This is a genomic window from Citrobacter sp. Cpo030 (assembly GCF_030333005.1).
GTDB lineage: Bacteria > Pseudomonadota > Gammaproteobacteria > Enterobacterales > Enterobacteriaceae > Citrobacter > Citrobacter portucalensis.
The window spans coordinates 63335-83705 of the sequence record NZ_JAOWGT010000067.1 but is presented as its reverse complement, the minus strand read 5'-3'; the positions used below and the strand labels follow the sequence as shown (position 1 = coordinate 83705).

Below are 20371 nucleotides of genomic sequence, written 5' to 3'. Positions count from 1 at the left end.
CTTTATTTAATCGACGTTCAGCGCGTCATTTACCAGATCTTGTTGCTGCTTCTGGTGAACGGACATATACCCTACTGCCGGAGAGGCAGAGGCCGGGCGACCTGCATAACGCAGAGCTGACCCAAATGGAATTACTTCACGGAAATGATGCTGGCTGCAGTACCATGCGCCCTGGTTGAGCGGCTCTTCCTGGCACCAGACAAAATCATGTACGTGAGCAAATGGTTTCAGCGCTTCCTGCACCGCTTTATGCGGGAACGGATAGAGCTGTTCGATGCGCACAATGGCGACATCTTTTTGGTCGTTCTTGCGGCGTTGCTCCAGCAGGTCGTAATAAACCTTACCAGAACACATCACGACACGCTTCACGCCTTTAGGATCAAGTTCATCTACTTCGCCAATGGCTGGCAGGAAAGTACCATTTGCCAGTTCGTCCAGCGTAGACACCGCCAGCGGATGACGCAGCAGCGACTTCGGTGACATCACCACCAGCGGACGACGCATACCTCGCAGCGCCTGACGACGCAGCATGTGGTAAACCTGCGCCGGGGTAGACGGGACGCAAACCTGCATGTTTTGCTCAGCGCAAAGTTGCAGATAACGTTCCAGACGCGCGGAGGAGTGCTCCGGACCCTGACCTTCATAGCCGTGCGGCAGCAGCATAACCAGACCGCACATACGGCCCCATTTCTGCTCACCGGAAGAGATGAACTGGTCGATAACGACCTGCGCACCGTTGGCGAAGTCGCCGAACTGTGCTTCCCAGATGGTTAGCGTGCGCGGTTCTGCTGTGGCATAACCGTACTCGAACGCCAGCACGGCTTCTTCAGACAGTACGGAGTCCCATACGCGGAAGGTGCCTTGTCCGTTATGCACATGCTGCAGCGGAGTGTAGGTTGAACCGTTGGCCTGGTTATGAATTACCGCGTGACGGTGGAAGAAGGTTCCGCGACCGGAGTCTTCACCAGACAGACGGACCGGAATGCCTTCGTCAACCAGCGTGGCGTAAGCCAGATTCTCTGCACCACCCCAGTCAAACAGCTTCTCGCCTGCGGCCATGGCCTGACGGTCGCCGTAAATCTTGGCAACACGCGACTGCATTTCAACCGCTTCAGGTACAGTGCTGATGCGTTTTGCCAGCTCCTGCAGACGCTTCATCTCAACTTTGTTCGGGTAGTTTTCATCCCACTCGTGGTTGAGGTACGGCGACCAGGTGAAGGAGTGCATGTTCATTGGACGCCACTCTTTCACTACGCATTCGCCAGCATCCAGCGCGTCACGGTACAGATTGACCATTTCAGTCGCATCTTCCAGCGTGGCGACCTTGTCCGCTTCCAGCTTATCAGCGTAGATTTTGCGCGGGGTCGGATGCTTTTTGATTTTCTGATACATCAGCGGCTGGGTTGCGCTCGGCTCGTCGGCTTCGTTGTGGCCGTGACGGCGGTAGCACACCAGATCGATGAAGACATCGCGTTTAAAGGTATTACGGAAATCCAGCGCCAGGCGGGTCACGAAAGCGACCGCTTCCGGGTCATCCGCGTTCACGTGGAAAATCGGCGCCTGAACCATCTTACCGATGTCGGTACAGTACGGTGTAGAACGCGCATCCAGCGGGTTAGACGTAGTGAAGCCCACCTGGTTGTTGATAACGATGCGAACGGTACCGCCCACTTCGTAACCACGCGCTTTCGACATGTTCAGGGTTTCCTGAACCACGCCCTGCCCGGTAACTGCCGCATCACCGTGAATGGTGATTGGCAGGACTTTATTGCTGCTCGGCTCGTCCAGACGATCCAGACGTGCACGTACGGAACCGATAACTACCGGGCTAACGATTTCCAGGTGCGACGGGTTAAACGCCAGCGCCAGGTGTACCAGGCCGCCTTCGGTTTCGATATCAGACGAGAAGCCCATATGGTACTTCACGTCACCGGTGCCGAGGTGTTCTTTATGTTTGCCCGCAAATTCGTCGAAAAGTTCCTGCGGGCGTTTGCCCAGTACGTTAACCAGAACGTTCAGACGACCACGGTGCGCCATGCCCAGTACCACTTCACGGGTACCGCTGTTACCGGCGTGGCGGATCATCTCTTTGAGCATTGGGATTAACGCATCACCGCCTTCCAGCGAGAAGCGTTTTGCGCCCGGGAACTTAGCGCCCAGGTAGCGTTCCAGACCTTCCGCTGCGGTCAGTTCGCTGAGGAAGCGTTTCTTCTCTTCACTACTGAACGCGGCACGTCCAGACTCGATACGCTGTTGAAGCCAGCGTTTTTCTTCGGTGCTGGTGATGTGCATATACTCGGCGCCAATTGGGCCGCAGTAGGTTTGTTTCAGCGCGACAACCAGGTCGCTCAGCTTCATGGTGTCTTTGCCGCCGGCAAAAGAACCTACGTTAAAGCTTTCCTGGAAATCCGCATCGGTCAGATCGTGGAAAGACGGGTCCAGATCGGCCACATTTTCTTGTTGCCACAGTCCCAGCGGATCGAGATTCGCATGCTGATGACCGCGGAAACGATAGGCGTTAATGAGCTGCAGGACTTTAACCTGCTTCACATTGGCATCAGGGTCGGAAATAGAAGAAGAGTAACGTGGGGTAATCAACGCCTGTCGACGGAAATAATCACGTGTTTTTGAGTGGAGTTGATCCGGTTTGACTCCGGTACCAGGTAACTGCTGGAACGTCGAACGCCAGTTAGCATCTACCGAGTCAGGGTCGGTTAAGAAGTCTTCATAGAGCTGTTCTATCCAGCTCTGGTTTGAACCAGAGAGGTAAGAAGAGTCCAACCAGGCTTTCAAAGCGCTGTTCTGCATCGTGATCCCTTAAGCATTTGTATGCTTACTTCGCCGTGGATACTACCACGCACACCGATGTGCGTGCCGGGGTTCACTTGTTGCGGACTGTCGTGTTTTCTGCGTCCGCTAAGGAACCTTTAAAAACTGTCTAATAATGTGGCAGTTTTTAGAGGTTTCCTGCACTTATATTGCCTGATGGCGCTTCACTTATCAGGCCTACAAGGTACATAACCCGTAGGCCGGATAAGACGCTACGTCGCCATCCGGCAACCACTACAACAACTTACGCACTACGTTTGAGCAGCATCGACTTAATATGGCCGATGGCACGCGTCGGGTTCAGTCCTTTCGGACATACGCTGACGCAGTTCATGATGCTATGGCAGCGGAATACGCTGAAAGCGTCACTTAAACCTTCCAGGCGGCTGTCGGTCTCGGTATCGCGGCTATCAATTAAGAAGCGATACGCTGCCAGCAGGCCTGCCGGGCCAATAAACTTGTCCGGGTTCCACCAGAATGATGGGCAGGACGTTGAGCAGCATGCACACAAAATACATTCATACAGCCCATCGAGCTTCTCACGCTGCTCTGGCATTTGTAAATGCTCACGAGCCGGCGGATTTTTCCCATTATTCAACAAGTAAGGCTTAATCTTCTCATACTGTGCGTAGAATTGCCCCATGTCTACCACCAAATCGCGCACAACCGGTAAACCCGGCAGCGGGCGAATGACAATTTTTTTGCCCGGCTGATTCAGCGCAGAAATAGGAGTGATACAGGCCAGTCCATTTTTGCCGTTCATATTCAGACCGTCGGAGCCACAAACCCCTTCACGGCAGGAGCGACGAAACGACAGCGACGGATCTTTTTCTTTCAGCTGCATCAAGGCATCCAGCAGCATCATGTCACGCCCTTCTTCCGCCTCCAGGGTGTAATCCTGCATGCGCGGAGCGTCGTCAACATCCGGGTTATAGCGATAAACTGAAAACTCGAGTTTCATTGTCCTGTCTCCGCATTAATAAGTACGAATCTTCGGCGGGAATGCCGGGCGCAGCTTCGGTTCCATATTGACTTGACGTCGCGTCATGGATTCCGATTCTGGCAGGTACAGGGAATGGCACAGCCAGTTTTCATCATCACGTTCCGGGAAGTCGAAGCGGCTATGCGCGCCACGGCTTTCGGTACGGAAGTTTGCAGATACTGCAGTGGCGTACGCGGTCTCCATCAGGTTATCCAACTCCAGACACTCAACGCGCTGGGTGTTGAACTCGCTGGAGGTATCGTCCAGACGGGCATTTTTCAGGCGTTCGCGGATCGCTTTCAGCTCTTCCAGACCTTTCGCCATCGCATCGCCTTCGCGGAATACCGAGAAGTTATGCTGCATACATTCTTGCAGCGCTTTGCGAATCGCCACCGGGTCTTCACCGTTACGGTTACCGTTCCAGCGGTTCAGACGCGCCAGAGAAGCGTCGATTTCATCTTCGGTCGCATCCAGCAGGTCACCCTGCTCAGCGATAGATTCCTGCAGGTGCAGACCAACCGCACGACCAAATACGACCAGGTCCAGCAGCGAGTTGCCGCCAAGACGGTTGGCGCCGTGAACCGATACGCAGGCGATTTCGCCGACGGCAAACAGCCCAGGGATCACCACATCTTCACCCTGCTCATTCACGGTCAGCGCCTGACCAGTGACTTTGGTCGGAATACCGCCCATCATATAGTGGCAGGTTGGGATAACCGGAATCGGCTCTTTGACCGGGTCAACGTGAGCAAAGGTACGGGACAGTTCGAGAATGCCCGGCAGACGGGATTCCAGCACTTCTTTACCCAGGTGGTCGAGTTTCAGTTTGGCGTGTGGACCCCACGGGCCGTCGCAGCCGCGACCTTCGCGAATTTCGATCATGATGGAACGCGCCACCACGTCACGACCCGCCAGGTCTTTCGCATTCGGGGCATAACGCTCCATGAAGCGCTCACCGTGTTTGTTCAGCAGGTAGCCACCTTCACCACGGCAGCCTTCTGTTACCAGAACGCCAGCACCGGCGATACCGGTTGGGTGGAACTGCCACATCTCCATATCCTGCACCGGCACGCCTGCGCGGATAGCCATACCAACACCGTCACCGGTATTGATGTGGGCATTAGTAGTGGACTGATAAATACGGCCAGCACCGCCGGTGGCCAGCACGGTCGCACGGGCTTTAAAGTAAACCACTTCACCGGTTTCGATACACAGCGCGGTACAACCGACAACTGCGCCATCGGCGTTTTTCACCAGGTCCAGCGCATACCACTCGGAGAAGATGGTGGTATGGTTTTTCAGGTTCTGCTGATACAGCGTGTGCAATAGTGCATGACCGGTACGGTCGGCCGCTGCCGCTGTACGAGCCGCCTGCTCGCCGCCGAAGTTCTTCGACTGGCCGCCAAACGGACGTTGATAAATTGTGCCGTTGTCGAGGCGAGAGAACGGCAGCCCCATGTGGTCCAGCTCCAGAATCGCTTCCGGACCGGTTTTACACATATATTCAATAGCGTCCTGGTCACCAATGTAGTCCGACCCTTTAACGGTGTCGTACATGTGCCATTCCCAGTTATCTTCATGGGTATTACCGAGCGCAACGGTGATGCCACCCTGCGCGGATACGGTATGGGAACGGGTTGGGAACACTTTGGAGAGCAGCGCACAGGTCTGACCGCTCTGGGAAATTTGCAGCGCCGCGCGCATACCTGCGCCGCCGGCACCAATCACAACAGCATCAAATTCTCTGACTGGCAGTTTCATTACACACCCCACACCACAACAAATCCATAAATGACGTAAACCACCAGCGCAACGACGATAGCCAGTTGCAGAATCAGGCGCACAGCCAGAGGTTTAACGTAGTCGGTCAACACCTGCCACATGCCGATCCAGGCATGAATCAAGATGGAGAAAAGTGCCAGCAGGGTGAAGACTTTGGTGAATGCCGATGAGAAGAAACCGGTCCAGACTTCATACGTCAGCTCGCCGCTGGTGGCGAAGAAACCGACCATATAGATGATGTATAACGTCAGAACGATAGCGGTAGCACGGACCAGAATGAAGTCATGTACGCCGTTGCGTCCTAATGCGGAGGCGTTGCTTACCATACGAGGACTCCTGCGAGAAGTGAAAGCACGACAATGATAACGAAACAAATTTTGGCGGAGCGTGTCCCTGCTTCGAGGGTTTCTTCGATATAGCCAAAATCCATCAACAGATGGCGAATGCCCATTACGGCGTGATATGCCAGCGCAATCAGGATCCCCCACAGAATTAACTCTACAAAGAAGTTATTCATAATGGATGACGCGGTGAGGAAACCTTCAGGGGAGGAAAGGCTGGTACCCAATAACCACAACAGAATCCCGACCGCCACGAAGGTGATCACTCCGGATACGCGATGGAGAATGGACGCTATCGCCGTGATTGGGAACCGGATCGTTTGCAGATCCAGATTGACAGGTCTTTGTTTTTTCACATTTCTTATCATGAATAACGCCCACATGCTGTTCTTATTATTCCCTTTAGACTTCGGGTACAGAAGATGAAGACACCTGTAGCCTGAAAGACGACGGGATTTCCTTCCTCCGGTCTGCGTGCGGGTCAGACAGCGTCCTTACTATAACTACGCGTCATATAAAACACTGCTTCCAGATGCTAAAACGACACGTTACAACGCTGGTTGGCTCGGGATTGCAGGGTATTCCGGAGACCTGGCGGCAGTATAGGACGTTCACAAAATCATTACAATTAACCTACATATAGTTTGTCGGGTTTTATCCCGAACAGTGACATAGGTCACGATAACAACATTATTTTAATTTTTAATCATCTGATTTGACAATCATTAAACAAAGTTGTTACAAACGACACCAGAAAAAGCATATAATGCGTAAAAGTTATGGGGTCACTCTTTCACCGGAGATTTAGTTATGTAACAGTGTGGAAGTATTGACCAATACCTTCAGGACAGTTATTAGTGATAGACAGGTTAAATAATTCGGATTGCTAAGTTCTTGATTTGCAGTTTATTCGCCATGAAAAGACCGTTTTACCTGCAAGCGCCCATAGCTCTGTACCCAGGTCATCCCCTCTTTCGCAGAGCGGCGAGCCAAATAACAAACTGGTAACGGTTTATTGATGCACGAAGGCAAATTTAAGTTCCGGCAGTCTTAAGCAATAAGGCGCTAAGGAGACCGTAAATGGCTGATACTAAAGCAAAACTCACTCTAAATGGTGACGCTGCTATTGAACTGGATGTGCTGAAAGGTACGCTCGGTCAAGATGTTATTGATATTCGTAGCCTTGGCTCAAAAGGGATGTTTACTTTTGACCCAGGTTTCACCTCTACCGCATCCTGCGAATCCAAAATTACTTTCATCGACGGTGACGAAGGTGTTTTGCTGCATCGCGGCTTCCCGATTGACCAGTTGGCGACCGAGTCCAACTATCTGGAAGTGTGTTATATCCTGCTGTACGGCGAAAAACCGACGCAGGAAGAGTACGACGAGTTCAAAACCACAGTCACTCGCCATACCATGATCCACGAGCAGATCACCCGTCTGTTCCACGGTTTCCGCCGCGACTCTCACCCGATGGCCGTTATGTGCGGTGTAACCGGAGCGCTGGCAGCGTTCTATCATGACTCGCTGGATGTAAACAACGCGCGTCACCGTGAAATCGCCGCCTTCCGCCTGCTGTCCAAAATGCCAACCATGGCAGCGATGTGCTACAAATATTCCATCGGGCAGCCGTTCGTGTACCCACGTAACGATCTCTCCTACGCCGGTAACTTCCTGAACATGATGTTCTCTACGCCGTGCGAAAAATACGAAGTGAATCCTATCCTGGAACGCGCAATGGACCGTATCTTAATCCTGCACGCTGACCACGAACAGAACGCCTCAACCTCTACCGTACGTACCGCGGGCTCTTCTGGCGCTAACCCGTTTGCCTGCATCGCAGCCGGTATTGCTTCCCTGTGGGGACCGGCTCACGGTGGCGCAAACGAAGCTGCGCTGAAAATGCTGGAAGAAATCAGCTCTGTTAAACACATTCCGGAATTTGTTCGCCGCGCGAAAGACAAGAATGATTCCTTCCGCCTGATGGGCTTTGGTCACCGTGTTTATAAAAACTATGACCCGCGCGCTACCGTCATGCGTGAAACCTGCCACGAAGTGCTGAAAGAACTGGGTACCAAAGATGATCTGCTGGAAGTGGCGATGGAACTTGAGCACATTGCGCTCAATGACCCGTACTTCATCGAGAAGAAACTCTACCCGAACGTAGACTTCTACTCCGGCATCATCCTGAAAGCGATGGGTATTCCGTCCTCCATGTTCACCGTGATCTTCGCCATGGCACGTACCGTTGGCTGGATTGCACACTGGAACGAAATGCACACCGACGGCATGAAAATCGCGCGTCCGCGTCAGCTGTACACCGGCTACGACAAGCGCGATTTTAAGTCTGATATTAAGCGTTAATTGTCTGCCGGATGGCGCTAGCGCTTGTCCGGCTTAAAGTTATAAACGCTCCCAGGCCGGATAAAGCAGTGATGCCTATGTCCGGCCTGTTTTTATTTGATCCACATTATTTTATTCTTATCGTGCTTTCTCTATGATTTACTGAGATTTCTCACATTTTACTCAGGAGCATGGGATGCCTGTTTTGCAGTGGAGCCTGTTGTTTGTGCTATCGCTCCTTCTTTCCCTGCTCTTTCTGTTTATCCATCTTCCAGGCCCCTTGCTGCTCGGTTCGATGATCGTCGGCATCATTTTCAGTATGCGCGGCATCTCGCTGCATCCTCCTCGCTGCACATTTCTTGGCGCACAGGCGATTCTCGGCTGCATGATTGCCCAAAATCTGACCGGTTCAATCTTTACAACCCTTGCAGCCCACTTTCCGATGGTGATTGTTATCCTGCTGGCAACCCTTATCAGCAGCGCGATAATCGGCTGGCTGCTGGTTCGCTACAGTAATCTACCGGGGAATACCGGTGCGTGGGGCTCGTCGCCAGGCGGTGCAGCGGCAATGGTCGCAATGGCCCAGGATTATGGAGCCGACATCCGGCTGGTGGCATTTATGCAGTATCTGCGCGTACTGCTGGTGGTCGGCGCGGCTGCGCTGGTCACCCGGCTGGTGATGGGCGACCAAGCCCAAACGATCAGTGAACAAATCATCTGGTTTCCGCCGCTAAGCGGCAATCTTTTCAACACTCTGATGCTGGCCGCCGTTGCCGGCACGGCTGGACGCCTACTGCGTATTCCCTCTGGCGTTATGCTATTGCCAATGCTGGTGGGTGCCATGCTGAATGCAAGCGGAGTGATGGCGATTGAACTGCCGGAATGGCTACTGGCAATAGCCTACATGTCAATTGGCTGGCAAATCGGTCTTGGCTTTGACAAGCAGATCTTTTTGATGGCATTACGACCACTGCCACAGATCCTGTTGTCCATTTTTTCACTGATGGCGATCTGCGCCGCCATGGCCTGGGGACTGGCGCATTACATGCAGATCGACTTTCTCACTGCCTATCTGGCAACCAGTCCTGGAGGCGTGGATTCTGTTGCGGTGATCGCCGCAGGAAGCCACGCTGATATGGCGCTCATCATGGCGATGCAAACCCTGCGACTGTTCAGCATTTTGTTAACTGGCCCCGCAGTCGCGCGTTTTATTTCGGTGCACGCACCAAAACAACCCGCTTAGTGCTGACAACCCGGACACCAGTAAAAGGGGCGCGAAGAGAGCATCGTTTTCTCGATTATTCCACCACAACGCTCACAGGTTTCGCCGTCCCGATGAAAGACCTTAAAGCGAAACAACGCACCGTGATGTTTATTCTCATCGACCAGGCCACGGGTAGTATAAGACAGGCGCGGAATATCAAGCAGCGCATGTGCCAGTTGATCCAGTTGCTCATCACTAAGCTGCGACGCTTTATGCTGCCCGGTCAACCCAACCTGCCAAAGGATCTCTACCCGCAGGTAGTTACCTAATCCCGCCAGAAACGCCTGGTCCAGTAGCAGACCAGAAAACTGGCGGTTGCGAAAACGCGGAGATAACAGACGCGCTTTAACCTCATCGGGCGTTAAACGTAAATCCAGTACATCCGGCCCTACCCGTTGCAGGAACGGGTGGGTGGAGAGCTGTTCTGGCGTCAGTATTTCGATATCAGACGCGCTATAGAGCAGAATAGTTTTGTCGTGTGTCTGCAGCCTGACACGCAGTACCCGCGAAGTTTGCGGAATTTTGCCGGTATCCACCACTCGCCACACGCCATAGAGCTGATTGTGACTGTACAGCGTCAGGCCATTAGAAAAATGGGTCAGTAATGCTTTCCCCCGCGTTTCAAGCTGGGTTACACGTTGCCCAATCAGTTGAGATTGATACGGTTTTAACTGCTCAAAGGCAAACCAGACATCCGTCAGGGGTTTGCCTTTGACTGCCGCCTCCAGGTTATCCGCCGCGCGGCGGATCTCCGGGCCTTCAGGCATAATACTTTCCTTTGTTAATGTGTTGCGCCGCCCGTCACTGCGATATCGCTTTCCACTTGCAAGGCGGTGGCAATCGCAATCTCCAGCGCACGGCGCACCGTTTCTGTCGCCATACTTGGCGCCCCGGGATGCTGTGCAGCCTGTTGCGGCAAATAAGGGATATGAATAAAGCCGCCCTTCACCGCCGGTACGTCTCGTAGTTTATGCAGCAGGCCATACATCACGTGGTTACACACGAAAGTACCCGCAGTCTGGGAAACCGAGGCCGGTATTCCCGCGTTGCGCATGGCGACAACCATCGCTTTAATCGGCAACGTACTAAACCATGCCGCCGGGCCATCGACTACAATCGGCACATCGACCGGCTGTTGCCCCTGGTTATCCGCAATACGCGCATCGTCAACGTTAATCGCCACGCGTTCCACGGTGATATCCGTACGACCACCCGCCTGCCCCACCGCCAGCACCAGAGATGGCGACAACGCGTCAATCGCGGCATTGAGTACGGCGAGAGACTCGCCAAAAACGCACGGCAGCTGGCGGGCAATAACGCGGCATCCGCCGATAATAGCATTGTCGAGGCTCGAGACCACTTCCCAGGAAGGGTTAACTGACTCGCCGCCAAAGGGTTCAAATCCCGTGATGAGTACTGTTTTCATCCTTCCTCCTTACAGGAACATCAGGAAATACATCAGGAACACGTTGACCAGTAGCAGCAGTACGCCGGTTGGCACCTGCGCTTTAATCACCGCATTTTTGTCCGGTAGTTCCAGCAACGCTGCAGGAACAATATTAAAGTTCGCCGCCATCGGCGTCATCAGCGTCCCGCAATAGCCGGAGAACATACCAATCGCCGCCATTACCGCTGGGTTGCCGCCGTGTTGCAGTACGAGGATTGGGATACCAATCCCAGCGGTCACAATCGGGAAAGCAGCAAACGCATTACCCATAACCATGGTCAGCAATGCCATGCCGATGGTGTACACCGCCACCGCGATAAAGCGACTATCCACCGCCAGATATTCCTGCGTCAGGTATGAAATGCCGCTACCCACACCCGCCGCTGTAAACAGCAGCCCAAGCGTAGCCAGAATCTGCGGCAGAATGAACGCCCAGCCAATGGAGTCCAGCAGACGTCGTGCCTCCTGAATCGGTTGATGCACCCGCTCATGGGTCATTTTTATCGCCATCGCCAGACCAATCAACGAGCCCGCTGTCATTGAAAAGAGCGTTACCAGCGTGGCGTGATTACCCGGCCCGAACAGCGCATCCTGTAAGCCCGGAATATGGTTGAACATCAGTACGCCAATGACCGTTACCACCGGGATCGCTAATGCCGGGAAAAACAGGCGGTTGCCCAGGCGGCTGGCGCTTTCTTCGCGCTGTTGCTGCGTGCGTTGATGGTAGCTTCCCAGCTTCACACCGCCAAAACCCGCGATCAGGGCCAGCACGACCACCGCAACGCCGACGGCAATATGCACTGCGCGTTTATCGCCAAACAGCGAGTATGTCCAGTCACCAAGCAGAAACAGTACGCCATAGATGCCCCAAAACAGGCCTGTGGTAAAGCGGCGCGGGTTTGCTTTGTCCTGCCAGGACATCAGCGCCACAATCAGTAATACCGCACCTGCCAGCCAGTAGAGATAGCTTTGTTGAAAATTCATTTCGCTTCCCCTTTCGCTGCGGCATTCGCTTTCGCCACCTCACGTTGCAAATAGCTATCCAGACGCCACAAACGCGTGCCGTGGATCAGGAAAGCACAAATTGCCGTTGGGATCCCCCACAAGGCGATATGCAGCGGTTCGGTCTGGATCCCACCAGACTCCAGCATAAAGTTGTGCATGAATATGATCGCGCCGAAGGCAACAAAGATATCTTCACCGAAAAACAGCCCGACGTTATCGGTCGCCGCTGACATTGCGCGCAGGCGATAGCGAACCGCGCCGGGTATCTCGCCGTGATTTTTCTCGGCGGCCCCTTCCGCCATTGGCGCCAGCAGCGGGCGCACCATCTGCGGATGCCCCCCCAGACTGGTCAACCCTAACGCAGCAGTCGCTTCGCGAATGAACAGATAGACAATAAGCAGACGGCCACTGGTGGCACTGCGGATTTTAGCAATCCACGCCTGAGCACGCTCTTTGAGTCCGTGGCGTTCCAGCAGGCCAATAACCGCCAGCGGGATCAGCAGGATAAACGGCAGGTTGCGGGTGTTAAGAAAACCTTCACCCAGCTTCTCGAGGATGGTGGCGATCGGCATATGCGCCGCCAGTCCCGTGACGATCCCGGCAATAATAACCACCAATACCGGATTAAAACGTAAAAGAAATCCGACCACAATGACGGCGATACCCGTCAATGGCCAGAGAGAAATAGCCTCTCCCATAATTAAAACCCTTATGTTGTTGTGTAATATCTTATTGTTTTAAATTAAAAATTATGCGCTAATTTGAATATTGCATGCATTAAAGGCGCTACGCAAGCGACGGGCAAAAGCGAGTGCGTGCTCACCATCCCCATGAATGCATACCGTCTGGGCAGTCACGCTTGCCCATGTTCCACTTTGGCTTTTTACTCTGCCGGATTGCACCATTTCTAACGTTTGCGCCAGCGCCTGTTCTTCATCCTCTATCAGTGCGCCCGGCTGGTTACGTGGCACCAGACTGCCATCGGCCTGATAACCCCGATCGGCAAAAACCTCCTGACGCGTTATCAAGCCATAGTGTTCTCCAGCGCGAATCAGTTCGCTTCCCGCCAGCCCGACCAGAACCAGCGACGGATCGCAGGCATGAACCGCTTTCGCAATCGCATCGGCCAATTGAGGATCTTTCGCCGCCTGGTTATAGAGCATGCCATGCGGTTTGACATGGCGCATCACACCACCTTCTGCCCTCGTGATGGCAGCCAGCGCGCCAATTTGATACAGCGTCTGTGCATACACCGTTTGTGCAGGCAGAGTCATGGCGCTACGACCAAAATTTTCCCGATCCGGAAAGCTGGGATGCGCGCCTACCGCCACACCATTTTTTAACGCATCACGCACGCTTGAGAGCATAGTTTGCGCATCGCCGGCGTGAAACCCACAGGCGATGTTGGCCGATGACACCAATTGCAGCAACGCTGCATCGTTCGCACATCCCTCACCGAGGTCTGCATTGAGATCAATTTTCATTGTTAAGTCGCCATGCTAACTGTTCCAGATAACGCTGCTGGTCGTACCGCGCCTTCAGCGCTTCCTCCAGCGAACACTGCACAAAATGAATCGGCTGACCGAGCGGGATCTGCGCCAGATGATACATATCTGCCTCGAAGATACAGGCGATGCGCGGATAGCCACCCGTCGTCTGAGCATCGTTCATCAGCACGATTGGCTGGCCATTATGCGGAACCTGCACCACGCCGGGGAGCAAACCATGCGACAGCAGCTCGCGATCGGTCGTGCGCGTCAGCGGCTGCCCCTGAAGACGATACCCCATACGGTTACTTTGCGGGCTAAGCTGCCACGGCGAGCGCCAGAAAGAGGCCTGCGATACCTCATCAAACTCCTGATACTCAGGGCCGGGCAGTGCGCGAATGAGATTACCCCACATCAGTTGTTTTACACCTTGTGGCCCGCTGAATTGCCGGGTCGATACGCCAATCGCCAGTCGATCGCCATCACGCAGCAGACGCCCTTCAAACCCACCAATGCCCACTTTCAGATCGGTACTACGCGAGCCCATCACTTCGGGAACATCAATACCGCCCGCTACCGCCAGATAACTGCGCATGCCATGAAGCGGGCGTTTTAGCGTCAGGCGCTGCCCGGCTTTTACCGGTAACCGCCATCCGCTCCATACGGGAGTTCGATCCAGATGCGCTTCGCATCCGGCACCGGTCAGGGCAAACCAGCCATCGGCTTCAAACTCCACCACCAGTTGCCCCAGCGTGATTTCCAGCGCTGCGGCATTCGCATCATTACCCACCAGCAGGTTAGCCACGTTCAGCGCCGGTTTATCCAGCGCGCCGCAGTGACTAATTCCGGATTGACGAAAACTATGGCGTCCCCCGTCCTGTACTGAGGTGTACATGCCAGCGCGGATGATGTTTAACATATCCCCTCCTTCTGCGGGACAAAACGCACGGTATCGCCAGCCCGTAACAGAATCGGCTCCTCCCGTTTTGGATCAAATAACGAAACGGAGGTACGCCCAATCAATTGCCACCCACCGGGTGTGGCAAGCGGGTAGATCCCCGTTTGAGATCCACCGATACCGACAGAACCTGCCGGAACAAGCAAACGCGGTTCCGCACGTCTGGGGGTATGCAGCTGTTCAGGTAAGCTCCCGAGATAGGGAAATCCCGGCTGAAAACCGATAAACCACACCACATAGTCAACTGACGCATGAAGTTCGACGACCTGCTTGTCGCTTAATCCACTGTGTCGGGCGACCTCTGCCAGATCAGGGCCAAACTCACCACCATAGGTCACAGGTATTTCAATAAAGCGTGAATCCGGCTCCAGTGCTTCACTCTCTTCCCACCAGCGCTGCAGGCGTTCAATCGCATCCAGCGCCAGTGTTTGCGGGTCGCGCAGGGTAACCGTGATATTGTTCATTCCCGGAATAGCTTCAAGCACATTCGGGGCGTCAACTAAACGCTGAGCCAGACGCCAGATGCGTTTCTGAGTCGCCAGCGTGATGGGGGGCTCCAGTTCAAGAACCACCGCCGTTTCACCTAACAGATAACAACGCGCTCGCTGCACTTTCATCCCTCTTTTATTACGCTGGATTAGGAATATCGATAAAGGTTACGTCCAGATCGGTATTTTCATTCAGCCATTCGCTTAATGCGCGAATGCCGCCGCGTTCGGTCGCATGGTGACCGGCAGCATAAAAATGCAGCCCCTGCTCGCGGGCTGAGTGAATGGTTTGCTCAGAGACTTCACCGGTAATAAAGGCGTCGACACCAAATCGGGCTGCGCTATCAATAAAACTTTGACCGCCCCCGGTACACCAGGCAACGCGCTGAACTTTCTCCGGCCCGGTATCACCGCACCATAACGGTTTACGACCTAAACGCGCTTCAATCCACGATGCCAGCTCCAGCCCCGGAACCGGCATGGAGAGTTCTCCCCATGGCACCAGCGGTTCAATTTCACCCATCACGGTGATTCCTAACAGCGCGGCCAACTGCGCGTTATTCCCCAATTCCGGGTGTGCATCCAGCGGCAAGTGCCAGCCATACAGGTTGATATCATTTTCTAACAGCGTTTTCAGACGATTGCGCTTCATGCCGCGAATAACCGGAGATTCGCCTTTCCAGAAATAACCGTGGTGAACGATAACCGCATCCGCTTGCTGGCGTACCGCCTCGTCCAGCAATGCCTGGCTTGCAGTCACACCGGTCACGATTTTATGCACCGTCTCTTTGCCCTCAACCTGCAAACCATTCGGCGCATAATCGCTAATGGCGGCGCTGTTTAGTTTGTCGTTGATCAGTTGTTCCAGTTCGGTGTTTTTCATCATCGTCCTCGTAGTCATCATTTCTGCCTGCCCAATCAGCAACACAGCTTAGGTTAAAATAGCGTCCCCGCCTGCGTTCGTCGATAGCCATTTCACTGACACATAAAGAAACAATCACACCCGCTTTGAACGTGATTTGCTTACCACTACGCGATCTAATTCATGTATATTTATGCAATCAGACAGCATATTGCAAAAATAATCAGATCTGTATCAAAGTTACAACTTTAAGGAAACACACTCGCGCAGCACGTTCAGCCAGTCGCGAGGCATTTACTTCGAGAAAATAATGAATAAACAAGCATCTCAACCACGGGCGATATACTACGTTGTCGCGCTACAAATCTGGGAATACTTCAGTTTTTACGGCATGCGTGCGCTGCTGATCCTGTATCTCACTAACCAGCTTAAGTACGACGATAATCACGCATATGAACTGTTCAGCGCCTACTGCTCGCTGGTCTATGTCACCCCTATTCTCGGGGGATACCTGGCCGATAAAGTGCTCGGCAATCGAATGGCGGTGATGATCGGCGCATTTTTAATGGCGGTGGGACATCTGGTTTTGGGTGCCAGTGAAATGGCCCCGGCGTTCCTCTATTTGTCGCTGGCGATAATTGTCTGCGGTTACGGTCTGTTTAAATCAAATATCAGTTGCCTGCTTGGCGAGTTATATCAACCTGAAGACCCACGTCGCGATGGTGGATTCTCTCTGCTCTACGCCGCCGGTAACATCGGTTCGATCATCGCACCAATTGCCTGCGGATACGTGCAGGAAGAGTACAGTTGGGCGATGGGCTTTGCGCTGGCTGCCATCGGCATGCTGGCAGGGCTGGTGATATTCTTATGTGGTAATCGCCATTTCGCCCACACCACCGGCGTCAACAAGGCCGTTCTGTGTGCTAAAACCTTTATTCTGCCAAACTGGGCCTGGCTGTTAGTTTTGTTGGTTGCCGCACCGCTGCTGATTACCGTGCTGTTCTGGAAAGAGTGGTCCGTTTACGCACTGATTGTTGCCACCATTATTGGTCTGGCAGTTCTGGCGAAGATTTATCGCCAGGCACAGACGCAGAAACAACGCAAAGAGCTGGGGCTTATCGTCACGCTGACCTTCTTCAGCCTGTTGTTTTGGGCCTTTGCTCAACAGGGCGGCAGTTCGATCAGCCTGTATATCGACCGCTTCGTTAACCGCGATATTCTGGGGTATTCCGTCCCTACCGCGATGTTCCAGTCGGTTAACGCTTTTGCCGTTATGCTGTGCGGTATCGTACTGGCGTGGGTAGTCAAAGAAAGCGTGAGTGGCAATCGTACCGTACGTATCTGGGGTAAATTTGCCCTTGGCCTCGGCTTAATGAGCGCTGGGTTCTGTATTCTAACCTTGAGCGCTCGCTGGTCCGCTGCTTACGGCCACTCTTCGATGCCGCTGATGGTACTTGGGTTGGCGGTCATGGGCTTTGCCGAACTGTTTATCGATCCGGTGGCAATGTCACAAATTACGCGTATTGAGATCCCTGGTGTTACCGGCGTATTAACCGGCATTTATATGCTGCTTTCCGGTGCTATCGCCAATTACCTGGCAGGCGTTATCGCCGATCAGACCTCACAAGGCTCGTTTGATGCTGCGGGCGCTATCAACTACTCCATCAATGCCTATATTGATGTCTTTAGTGAAATTACCTGGGGCGCGCTGGCCTGTGTGGTGCTGGTGCTGATGATTTGGCTGTACCAGTCGCTTAAGTTCAGAAACCGTTCACTGGCGGTAGAATCCTGAGTGTAGGGGCCCGATGATGTAATCTGATTCGGGCTTTTTTCAGGAATTACGCATGACTGGCAGTCAACTTCTCTTCAGAAAGACCTGTAACCAGAAGCACCATGTTGCGATCTATTCCCTGCTCCAACATAGTTTGCGCTATACGTAATGCGGTTTCTCGTTTGCTTTGCTACAAACCTTCCTGTAATCCATCTAAGCGTAACCGCTCCGCAATCGTCATCAGCTTTTCCTTGTGTTGGGGGATCCGTTGCGTCATATCTTGTATAAATTCATTAAAGCGAGATTCATCGCCGGATTGCAGGATGTAATTAAACATCGCCTGTAGTTGTGTGTCATTAGCGCACCCTGTAAGTAACAGCGTGGCAAGCTGATCTACCAGTCCCAGCAAATCCCGCTGACGGATATGTTTTTGCAGATCTGCTGGAAGGTATTACGCAAAAATCCGCTGCGCGCTTATCCCTTACGCGCTGCCTCATATGCCGCCAGCGTCGCCAGCCTTGCCTGTTTATGATCCACAATGGGGCGAGGGTAACTTAGTGTTACCTGCGCTTTTTCAGCCCACGTCCACGGGTCATGAATAGCTTTACCCGGCACGTCGCGCAGTTCCGGCACCCACTGGCGGATAAACTCACCGTCACGGTCGAATTTTTCGCCCTGCGTCGTGGGGTTAAAGATACGGAAATACGGTGCGGCGTCGGTTCCGGTTGAGGCTGCCCATTGCCAGCCGCCGTTATTAGCCGCCAGGTCGCCATCGATCAGTTGCGACATAAAATACTGTTCGCCTTTACGCCAGTCGATCAGCAGGTCTTTCACTAAAAAACTGGCGGTAATCATGCGTAAACGATTATGCATCCAGCCCGTTGCGTTGAGCTGACGCATGGCCGCATCCACAATGGGGTAGCCCGTATTCCCTGTTTTCCAGGCCTGCAAATGCGTCGGATTATTCTGCCATTGCACGCGATCGGTCCAGCGAATAAAAGGTTGATACCGACACAGCGCCGGATGGTAAGTCATCAGATGACGATAAAATTCGCGCCAGATAAGCTCATTCAACCAAACGCTACCTGCCCCATCCTCAAGCGCCTGCGGCTGCTCCACGAGCAGTCGATTCAGGCACTGGCGCGGTGATAGTCCTCCTGTCGCCAGGCTTGCGGATAATCGACTGGTTCCGTCAATCGCCGGAAAGTCACGCAGTTGTTCATATTCTCCGGCGGCCTGCTGGCAAAAATGGCGTAACTGCGCGATGGCCAATTTTTCTTCTGCCGGAAATTGCTGCGTATTAAAATCCTGCTGCGGGTAGCTCAGCGAGATGGATGTTAATGGAGAGTCAAGAGCACCGCTTTCTCTCACCTTCGGCGCACTGACACATTCTGGGATCCCGTCTTTTATCCGCTTCAGCCAGGCATTTTTAAACGGCGTAAAGACTTTATACATCTCGTGATTACCGGTCATGACCGCCCCCGGAGGCAGGATCACGCTGTCGTCAAACCCTTCGCACACCACCTGAGGTAATGACTTTTCGACGGCAGCATCACGCTGGCGTTCGTTTATTTCATATTGATAGTTATAAAATATTCGACTGACGCCATGCTGTACGCAGACGTTTTTGACGGTTTCCACACTGGTCGCAAAATCAGCAACTTCATGAAACAGAAGCGGGATGCCCTTTTCTGCCAGCGCCGTTTGCAACGCGTTCAGCTGCGCGTTAACCAATGCCGCCTGACGTGGGGCCATATCATGCGCCTTCCACTGTTCAGGCGTGGAGATATAGAGCGCGAGTACATGTGCAGAACGATCCCGACAAGCCGCCGCCAGCGCGAGATTGTCATGCAGACGTAAATCACGCCGAAACCAGACCAGATGCGTGGTCATAACACTCCCTGATAAAAATTAATCATTGCCCTGTAAACGCCAAATCGCAGACCAGAGTTCAAAATAACGTTGCCCGGACAACCAGGTGTTCGGGTGCTCAGCCATATAGTGTTTGAGAAGCATTAAGGGTGCAAGTAGCGGCTGCGCCTCGCGTCGATAGTTATCGATTATCGAGGTCAATTCCTGACGTTGACGCAGATCGAGCTGATTACGGAAATAGCCCTGTACGTGCATCAATACATTGGTATGGTTACGCCGGGTAGCAGGATTTAATAACAGATGGGTCAATCGTAGGCGATACTCGGTAAAAAAAGCATCGAGATCTTGCCATTCATGGATTGCGGCAACGAAGGGGCCAAGCTCCCGATACTCTGGCTGGGAATGCGCCAGTAGTACCAGTTTGTAGCGGGTATGATAGTCAATTAATGCGCCCCGCGTTAATTTTCGCTGACGCAGGCGGTGCAATTCATGCAAAGCGTAAACACGTATTAATGTATTTTCGTCGAACTGAGGTGCCTCACTCGCTTCTGTGGTCAGACAGGTGCGGATACCAACAGGAATTCTCGTGCTCATCGCCACTCCTTATCCGTTACTCAGATAAGTGTAGACGTCGGCGTATAAAAAAACCGCCACATTGCTGTTGGCGGTTTTCTTGAACAATAACGACAACTTAATAGAAGTCGCAGGTGGCTTTTTCAGCCTGCTCCATCCACACCGGTTTATCACTAGTTTTGGACCAGACGCGGTGCAGATAGCTGTAAAAACGGGCGCGGTCTTTCCAGAACAACATGACCGGCAGCGCCAGCACGCCCGCCACAACGGCAAAGGTACGGCGCAAGAAAACAATGTGTGCTGGATATTCTTTATAAAAGTCCATAATCCTCTCCCATATATCTGTTCGGTGAATCGCACCGGAAAA

At 53.2% G+C, this 20371-nt stretch carries 19 protein-coding genes and 2 pseudogenes; 4 read left to right on the top strand and 17 right to left on the bottom strand.

Annotated features, from left to right (window positions below):
• Window positions 1-6 precede the first annotated feature (6 nt).
• The 5 genes from sucA to sdhC all read right to left on the bottom strand — a co-directional run bounded on the left by sucA (window position 7) and on the right by sdhC (window position 6317).
• Window positions 7-2808 (bottom strand): 2-oxoglutarate dehydrogenase E1 component, encoded by a 2802-nt coding sequence (gene sucA, locus OGY37_RS13375; protein WP_003831411.1) that lies wholly within the window; start codon window positions 2806-2808, stop codon window positions 7-9.
• Between the two features lie 265 nt (window positions 2809-3073).
• Window positions 3074-3790 (bottom strand): succinate dehydrogenase iron-sulfur subunit SdhB, encoded by a 717-nt coding sequence (gene sdhB / locus OGY37_RS13370; RefSeq protein WP_003022921.1) that lies wholly within the window; start codon window positions 3788-3790, stop codon window positions 3074-3076.
• Between the two features lie 15 nt (window positions 3791-3805).
• On the bottom strand, window positions 3806-5572 hold the full coding sequence (gene sdhA / locus OGY37_RS13365; RefSeq protein ID WP_003831409.1) for a succinate dehydrogenase flavoprotein subunit: 1767 nt from the start codon (window positions 5570-5572) through the stop codon (window positions 3806-3808).
• Complete coding sequence (gene sdhD, locus OGY37_RS13360) at window positions 5572-5919, bottom strand: succinate dehydrogenase membrane anchor subunit (protein WP_003831408.1); 348 nt, start codon at window positions 5917-5919, stop codon at window positions 5572-5574. The genes sdhA and sdhD overlap by 1 nt, the downstream gene beginning before the upstream one ends.
• Window positions 5913-6317 (bottom strand): succinate dehydrogenase cytochrome b556 subunit, encoded by a 405-nt coding sequence (gene sdhC, locus OGY37_RS13355; RefSeq protein WP_003831406.1) that lies wholly within the window; start codon window positions 6315-6317, stop codon window positions 5913-5915. Before sdhC ends, sdhD begins: the two co-directional genes overlap by 7 nt.
• Before the next feature lie 383 nt (window positions 6318-6700).
• Between sdhC and OGY37_RS13350 the strand changes: the two are divergent.
• The 3 genes and pseudogenes from OGY37_RS13350 to OGY37_RS13340 all read left to right on the top strand — a co-directional run bounded on the left by OGY37_RS13350 (window position 6701) and on the right by OGY37_RS13340 (window position 9520).
• Window positions 6701-6811 (top strand): annotated as a pseudogene (locus OGY37_RS13350) (hypothetical protein).
• Window positions 6812-7014: 203 nt separating this feature from the next.
• Window positions 7015-8298 (top strand): citrate synthase, encoded by a 1284-nt coding sequence (locus OGY37_RS13345; RefSeq protein WP_003831404.1) that lies wholly within the window; start codon window positions 7015-7017, stop codon window positions 8296-8298.
• A 175-nt stretch (window positions 8299-8473) separates the two neighbouring features.
• The gene (locus OGY37_RS13340; RefSeq protein ID WP_286620988.1) at window positions 8474-9520 is read left to right on the top strand and encodes an AbrB family transcriptional regulator; all 1047 of its coding nucleotides are present in this window, start codon (window positions 8474-8476) and stop codon (window positions 9518-9520) included.
• On the opposite strand, the gene nei is transcribed toward OGY37_RS13340, so the two are convergent.
• The 8 genes from nei to ybgI are packed head-to-tail and all read right to left on the bottom strand — an operon-like array spanning window position 9517 to window position 15809.
• Window positions 9517-10308, bottom strand: a complete 792-nt coding sequence (nei, locus tag OGY37_RS13335) for an endonuclease VIII (RefSeq protein ID WP_286546787.1) — start codon at window positions 10306-10308, stop codon at window positions 9517-9519. The genes OGY37_RS13340 and nei overlap by 4 nt on opposite strands.
• A gap of 14 nt (window positions 10309-10322) precedes the next feature.
• Window positions 10323-10967 carry a pyroglutamyl-peptidase I gene (gene pcp, locus OGY37_RS13330; RefSeq protein ID WP_003831398.1) on the bottom strand — a complete coding sequence of 215 codons (645 nt, stop codon included), beginning with the start codon at window positions 10965-10967 and terminating at the stop codon, window positions 10323-10325.
• 9 nt (window positions 10968-10976) lie between these two features.
• Window positions 10977-11972, bottom strand: coding sequence for a DUF979 domain-containing protein (locus tag OGY37_RS13325; RefSeq protein WP_008784131.1), 996 nt, complete (start codon window positions 11970-11972; stop codon window positions 10977-10979).
• Entirely contained in the window at window positions 11969-12691 is a 723-nt protein-coding gene (locus OGY37_RS13320; RefSeq protein ID WP_063940693.1) for a DUF969 domain-containing protein, read from the bottom strand. Before OGY37_RS13320 ends, OGY37_RS13325 begins: the two co-directional genes overlap by 4 nt.
• Window positions 12692-12742: 51 nt before the next feature.
• The gene (pxpA, locus tag OGY37_RS13315; protein ID WP_149335053.1) at window positions 12743-13477 is read right to left on the bottom strand and encodes a 5-oxoprolinase subunit PxpA; all 735 of its coding nucleotides are present in this window, start codon (window positions 13475-13477) and stop codon (window positions 12743-12745) included.
• The gene (gene pxpC / locus OGY37_RS13310) at window positions 13467-14399 is read right to left on the bottom strand and encodes a 5-oxoprolinase subunit PxpC (protein ID WP_286620986.1); all 933 of its coding nucleotides are present in this window, start codon (window positions 14397-14399) and stop codon (window positions 13467-13469) included. The genes pxpA and pxpC overlap by 11 nt, the downstream gene beginning before the upstream one ends.
• Entirely contained in the window at window positions 14393-15049 is a 657-nt protein-coding gene (gene pxpB / locus OGY37_RS13305; protein ID WP_003831391.1) for a 5-oxoprolinase subunit PxpB, read from the bottom strand. The genes pxpC and pxpB overlap by 7 nt, the downstream gene beginning before the upstream one ends.
• A gap of 16 nt (window positions 15050-15065) precedes the next feature.
• Entirely contained in the window at window positions 15066-15809 is a 744-nt protein-coding gene (gene ybgI, locus OGY37_RS13300; protein WP_003831390.1) for a radiation resistance protein YbgI, read from the bottom strand.
• Window positions 15810-16098: 289 nt separating this feature from the next.
• Here ybgI and dtpD point away from each other — a divergent pair, with 289 nt between their 5' ends.
• Window positions 16099-17580, top strand: coding sequence for a dipeptide permease DtpD (gene dtpD, locus OGY37_RS13295; RefSeq protein WP_003831389.1), 1482 nt, complete (start codon window positions 16099-16101; stop codon window positions 17578-17580).
• Between the two features lie 46 nt (window positions 17581-17626).
• On the opposite strand, the pseudogene OGY37_RS13290 reads toward dtpD, so the two are convergent.
• The 4 genes and pseudogenes from OGY37_RS13290 to OGY37_RS13275 all read right to left on the bottom strand — a co-directional run.
• Window positions 17627-17995, bottom strand: a pseudogene (locus OGY37_RS13290) (Rpn/YhgA-type helix-turn-helix domain-containing protein); the annotation flags it as partial.
• Window positions 17996-18033: 38 nt separating this feature from the next.
• A complete protein-coding gene (gene phrB / locus OGY37_RS13285) occupies window positions 18034-19452 on the bottom strand; it encodes a deoxyribodipyrimidine photo-lyase (RefSeq protein WP_286620984.1) in 1419 nt (472 codons plus the stop codon).
• Window positions 19453-19470: 18 nt separating this feature from the next.
• On the bottom strand, window positions 19471-20025 hold the full coding sequence (locus OGY37_RS13280) for a DUF1722 domain-containing protein (RefSeq protein WP_286620982.1): 555 nt from the start codon (window positions 20023-20025) through the stop codon (window positions 19471-19473).
• A gap of 97 nt (window positions 20026-20122) precedes the next feature.
• Window positions 20123-20329, bottom strand: coding sequence for a YbfA family protein (locus OGY37_RS13275; RefSeq protein ID WP_003022870.1), 207 nt, complete (start codon window positions 20327-20329; stop codon window positions 20123-20125).
• Between the last annotated feature and the right edge of the window lie 42 nt (window positions 20330-20371).

Excerpts from the sequence above, each read along its gene's own strand:
- sucA (WP_003831411.1), bottom strand. The coding sequence starts at position 2,808 with ATGCAGAACAGCGCTTTGAAAGCCTGGTTGGACTCTTCTTACCTCTCT.
- sdhB (WP_003022921.1), bottom strand. The coding sequence starts at position 3,790 with ATGAAACTCGAGTTTTCAGTTTATCGCTATAACCCGGATGTTGACGAC.
- sdhA (WP_003831409.1), bottom strand. The coding sequence starts at position 5,572 with ATGAAACTGCCAGTCAGAGAATTTGATGCTGTTGTGATTGGTGCCGGC.
- sdhD (WP_003831408.1), bottom strand. The coding sequence starts at position 5,919 with ATGGTAAGCAACGCCTCCGCATTAGGACGCAACGGCGTACATGACTTC.
- sdhC (WP_003831406.1), bottom strand. The coding sequence starts at position 6,317 with ATGTGGGCGTTATTCATGATAAGAAATGTGAAAAAACAAAGACCTGTC.
- OGY37_RS13345 (WP_003831404.1), top strand. The coding sequence starts at position 7,015 with ATGGCTGATACTAAAGCAAAACTCACTCTAAATGGTGACGCTGCTATT.
- OGY37_RS13340 (WP_286620988.1), top strand. The coding sequence starts at position 8,474 with ATGCCTGTTTTGCAGTGGAGCCTGTTGTTTGTGCTATCGCTCCTTCTT.
- nei (WP_286546787.1), bottom strand. The coding sequence starts at position 10,308 with ATGCCTGAAGGCCCGGAGATCCGCCGCGCGGCGGATAACCTGGAGGCG.
- pcp (WP_003831398.1), bottom strand. The coding sequence starts at position 10,967 with ATGAAAACAGTACTCATCACGGGATTTGAACCCTTTGGCGGCGAGTCA.
- OGY37_RS13325 (WP_008784131.1), bottom strand. The coding sequence starts at position 11,972 with ATGAATTTTCAACAAAGCTATCTCTACTGGCTGGCAGGTGCGGTATTA.
- OGY37_RS13320 (WP_063940693.1), bottom strand. The coding sequence starts at position 12,691 with ATGGGAGAGGCTATTTCTCTCTGGCCATTGACGGGTATCGCCGTCATT.
- pxpA (WP_149335053.1), bottom strand. The coding sequence starts at position 13,477 with ATGAAAATTGATCTCAATGCAGACCTCGGTGAGGGATGTGCGAACGAT.
- pxpC (WP_286620986.1), bottom strand. The coding sequence starts at position 14,399 with ATGTTAAACATCATCCGCGCTGGCATGTACACCTCAGTACAGGACGGG.
- ybgI (WP_003831390.1), bottom strand. The coding sequence starts at position 15,809 with ATGAAAAACACCGAACTGGAACAACTGATCAACGACAAACTAAACAGC.
- dtpD (WP_003831389.1), top strand. The coding sequence starts at position 16,099 with ATGAATAAACAAGCATCTCAACCACGGGCGATATACTACGTTGTCGCG.
- phrB (WP_286620984.1), bottom strand. The coding sequence starts at position 19,452 with ATGACCACGCATCTGGTCTGGTTTCGGCGTGATTTACGTCTGCATGAC.
- OGY37_RS13280 (WP_286620982.1), bottom strand. The coding sequence starts at position 20,025 with ATGAGCACGAGAATTCCTGTTGGTATCCGCACCTGTCTGACCACAGAA.
- OGY37_RS13275 (WP_003022870.1), bottom strand. The coding sequence starts at position 20,329 with ATGGACTTTTATAAAGAATATCCAGCACACATTGTTTTCTTGCGCCGT.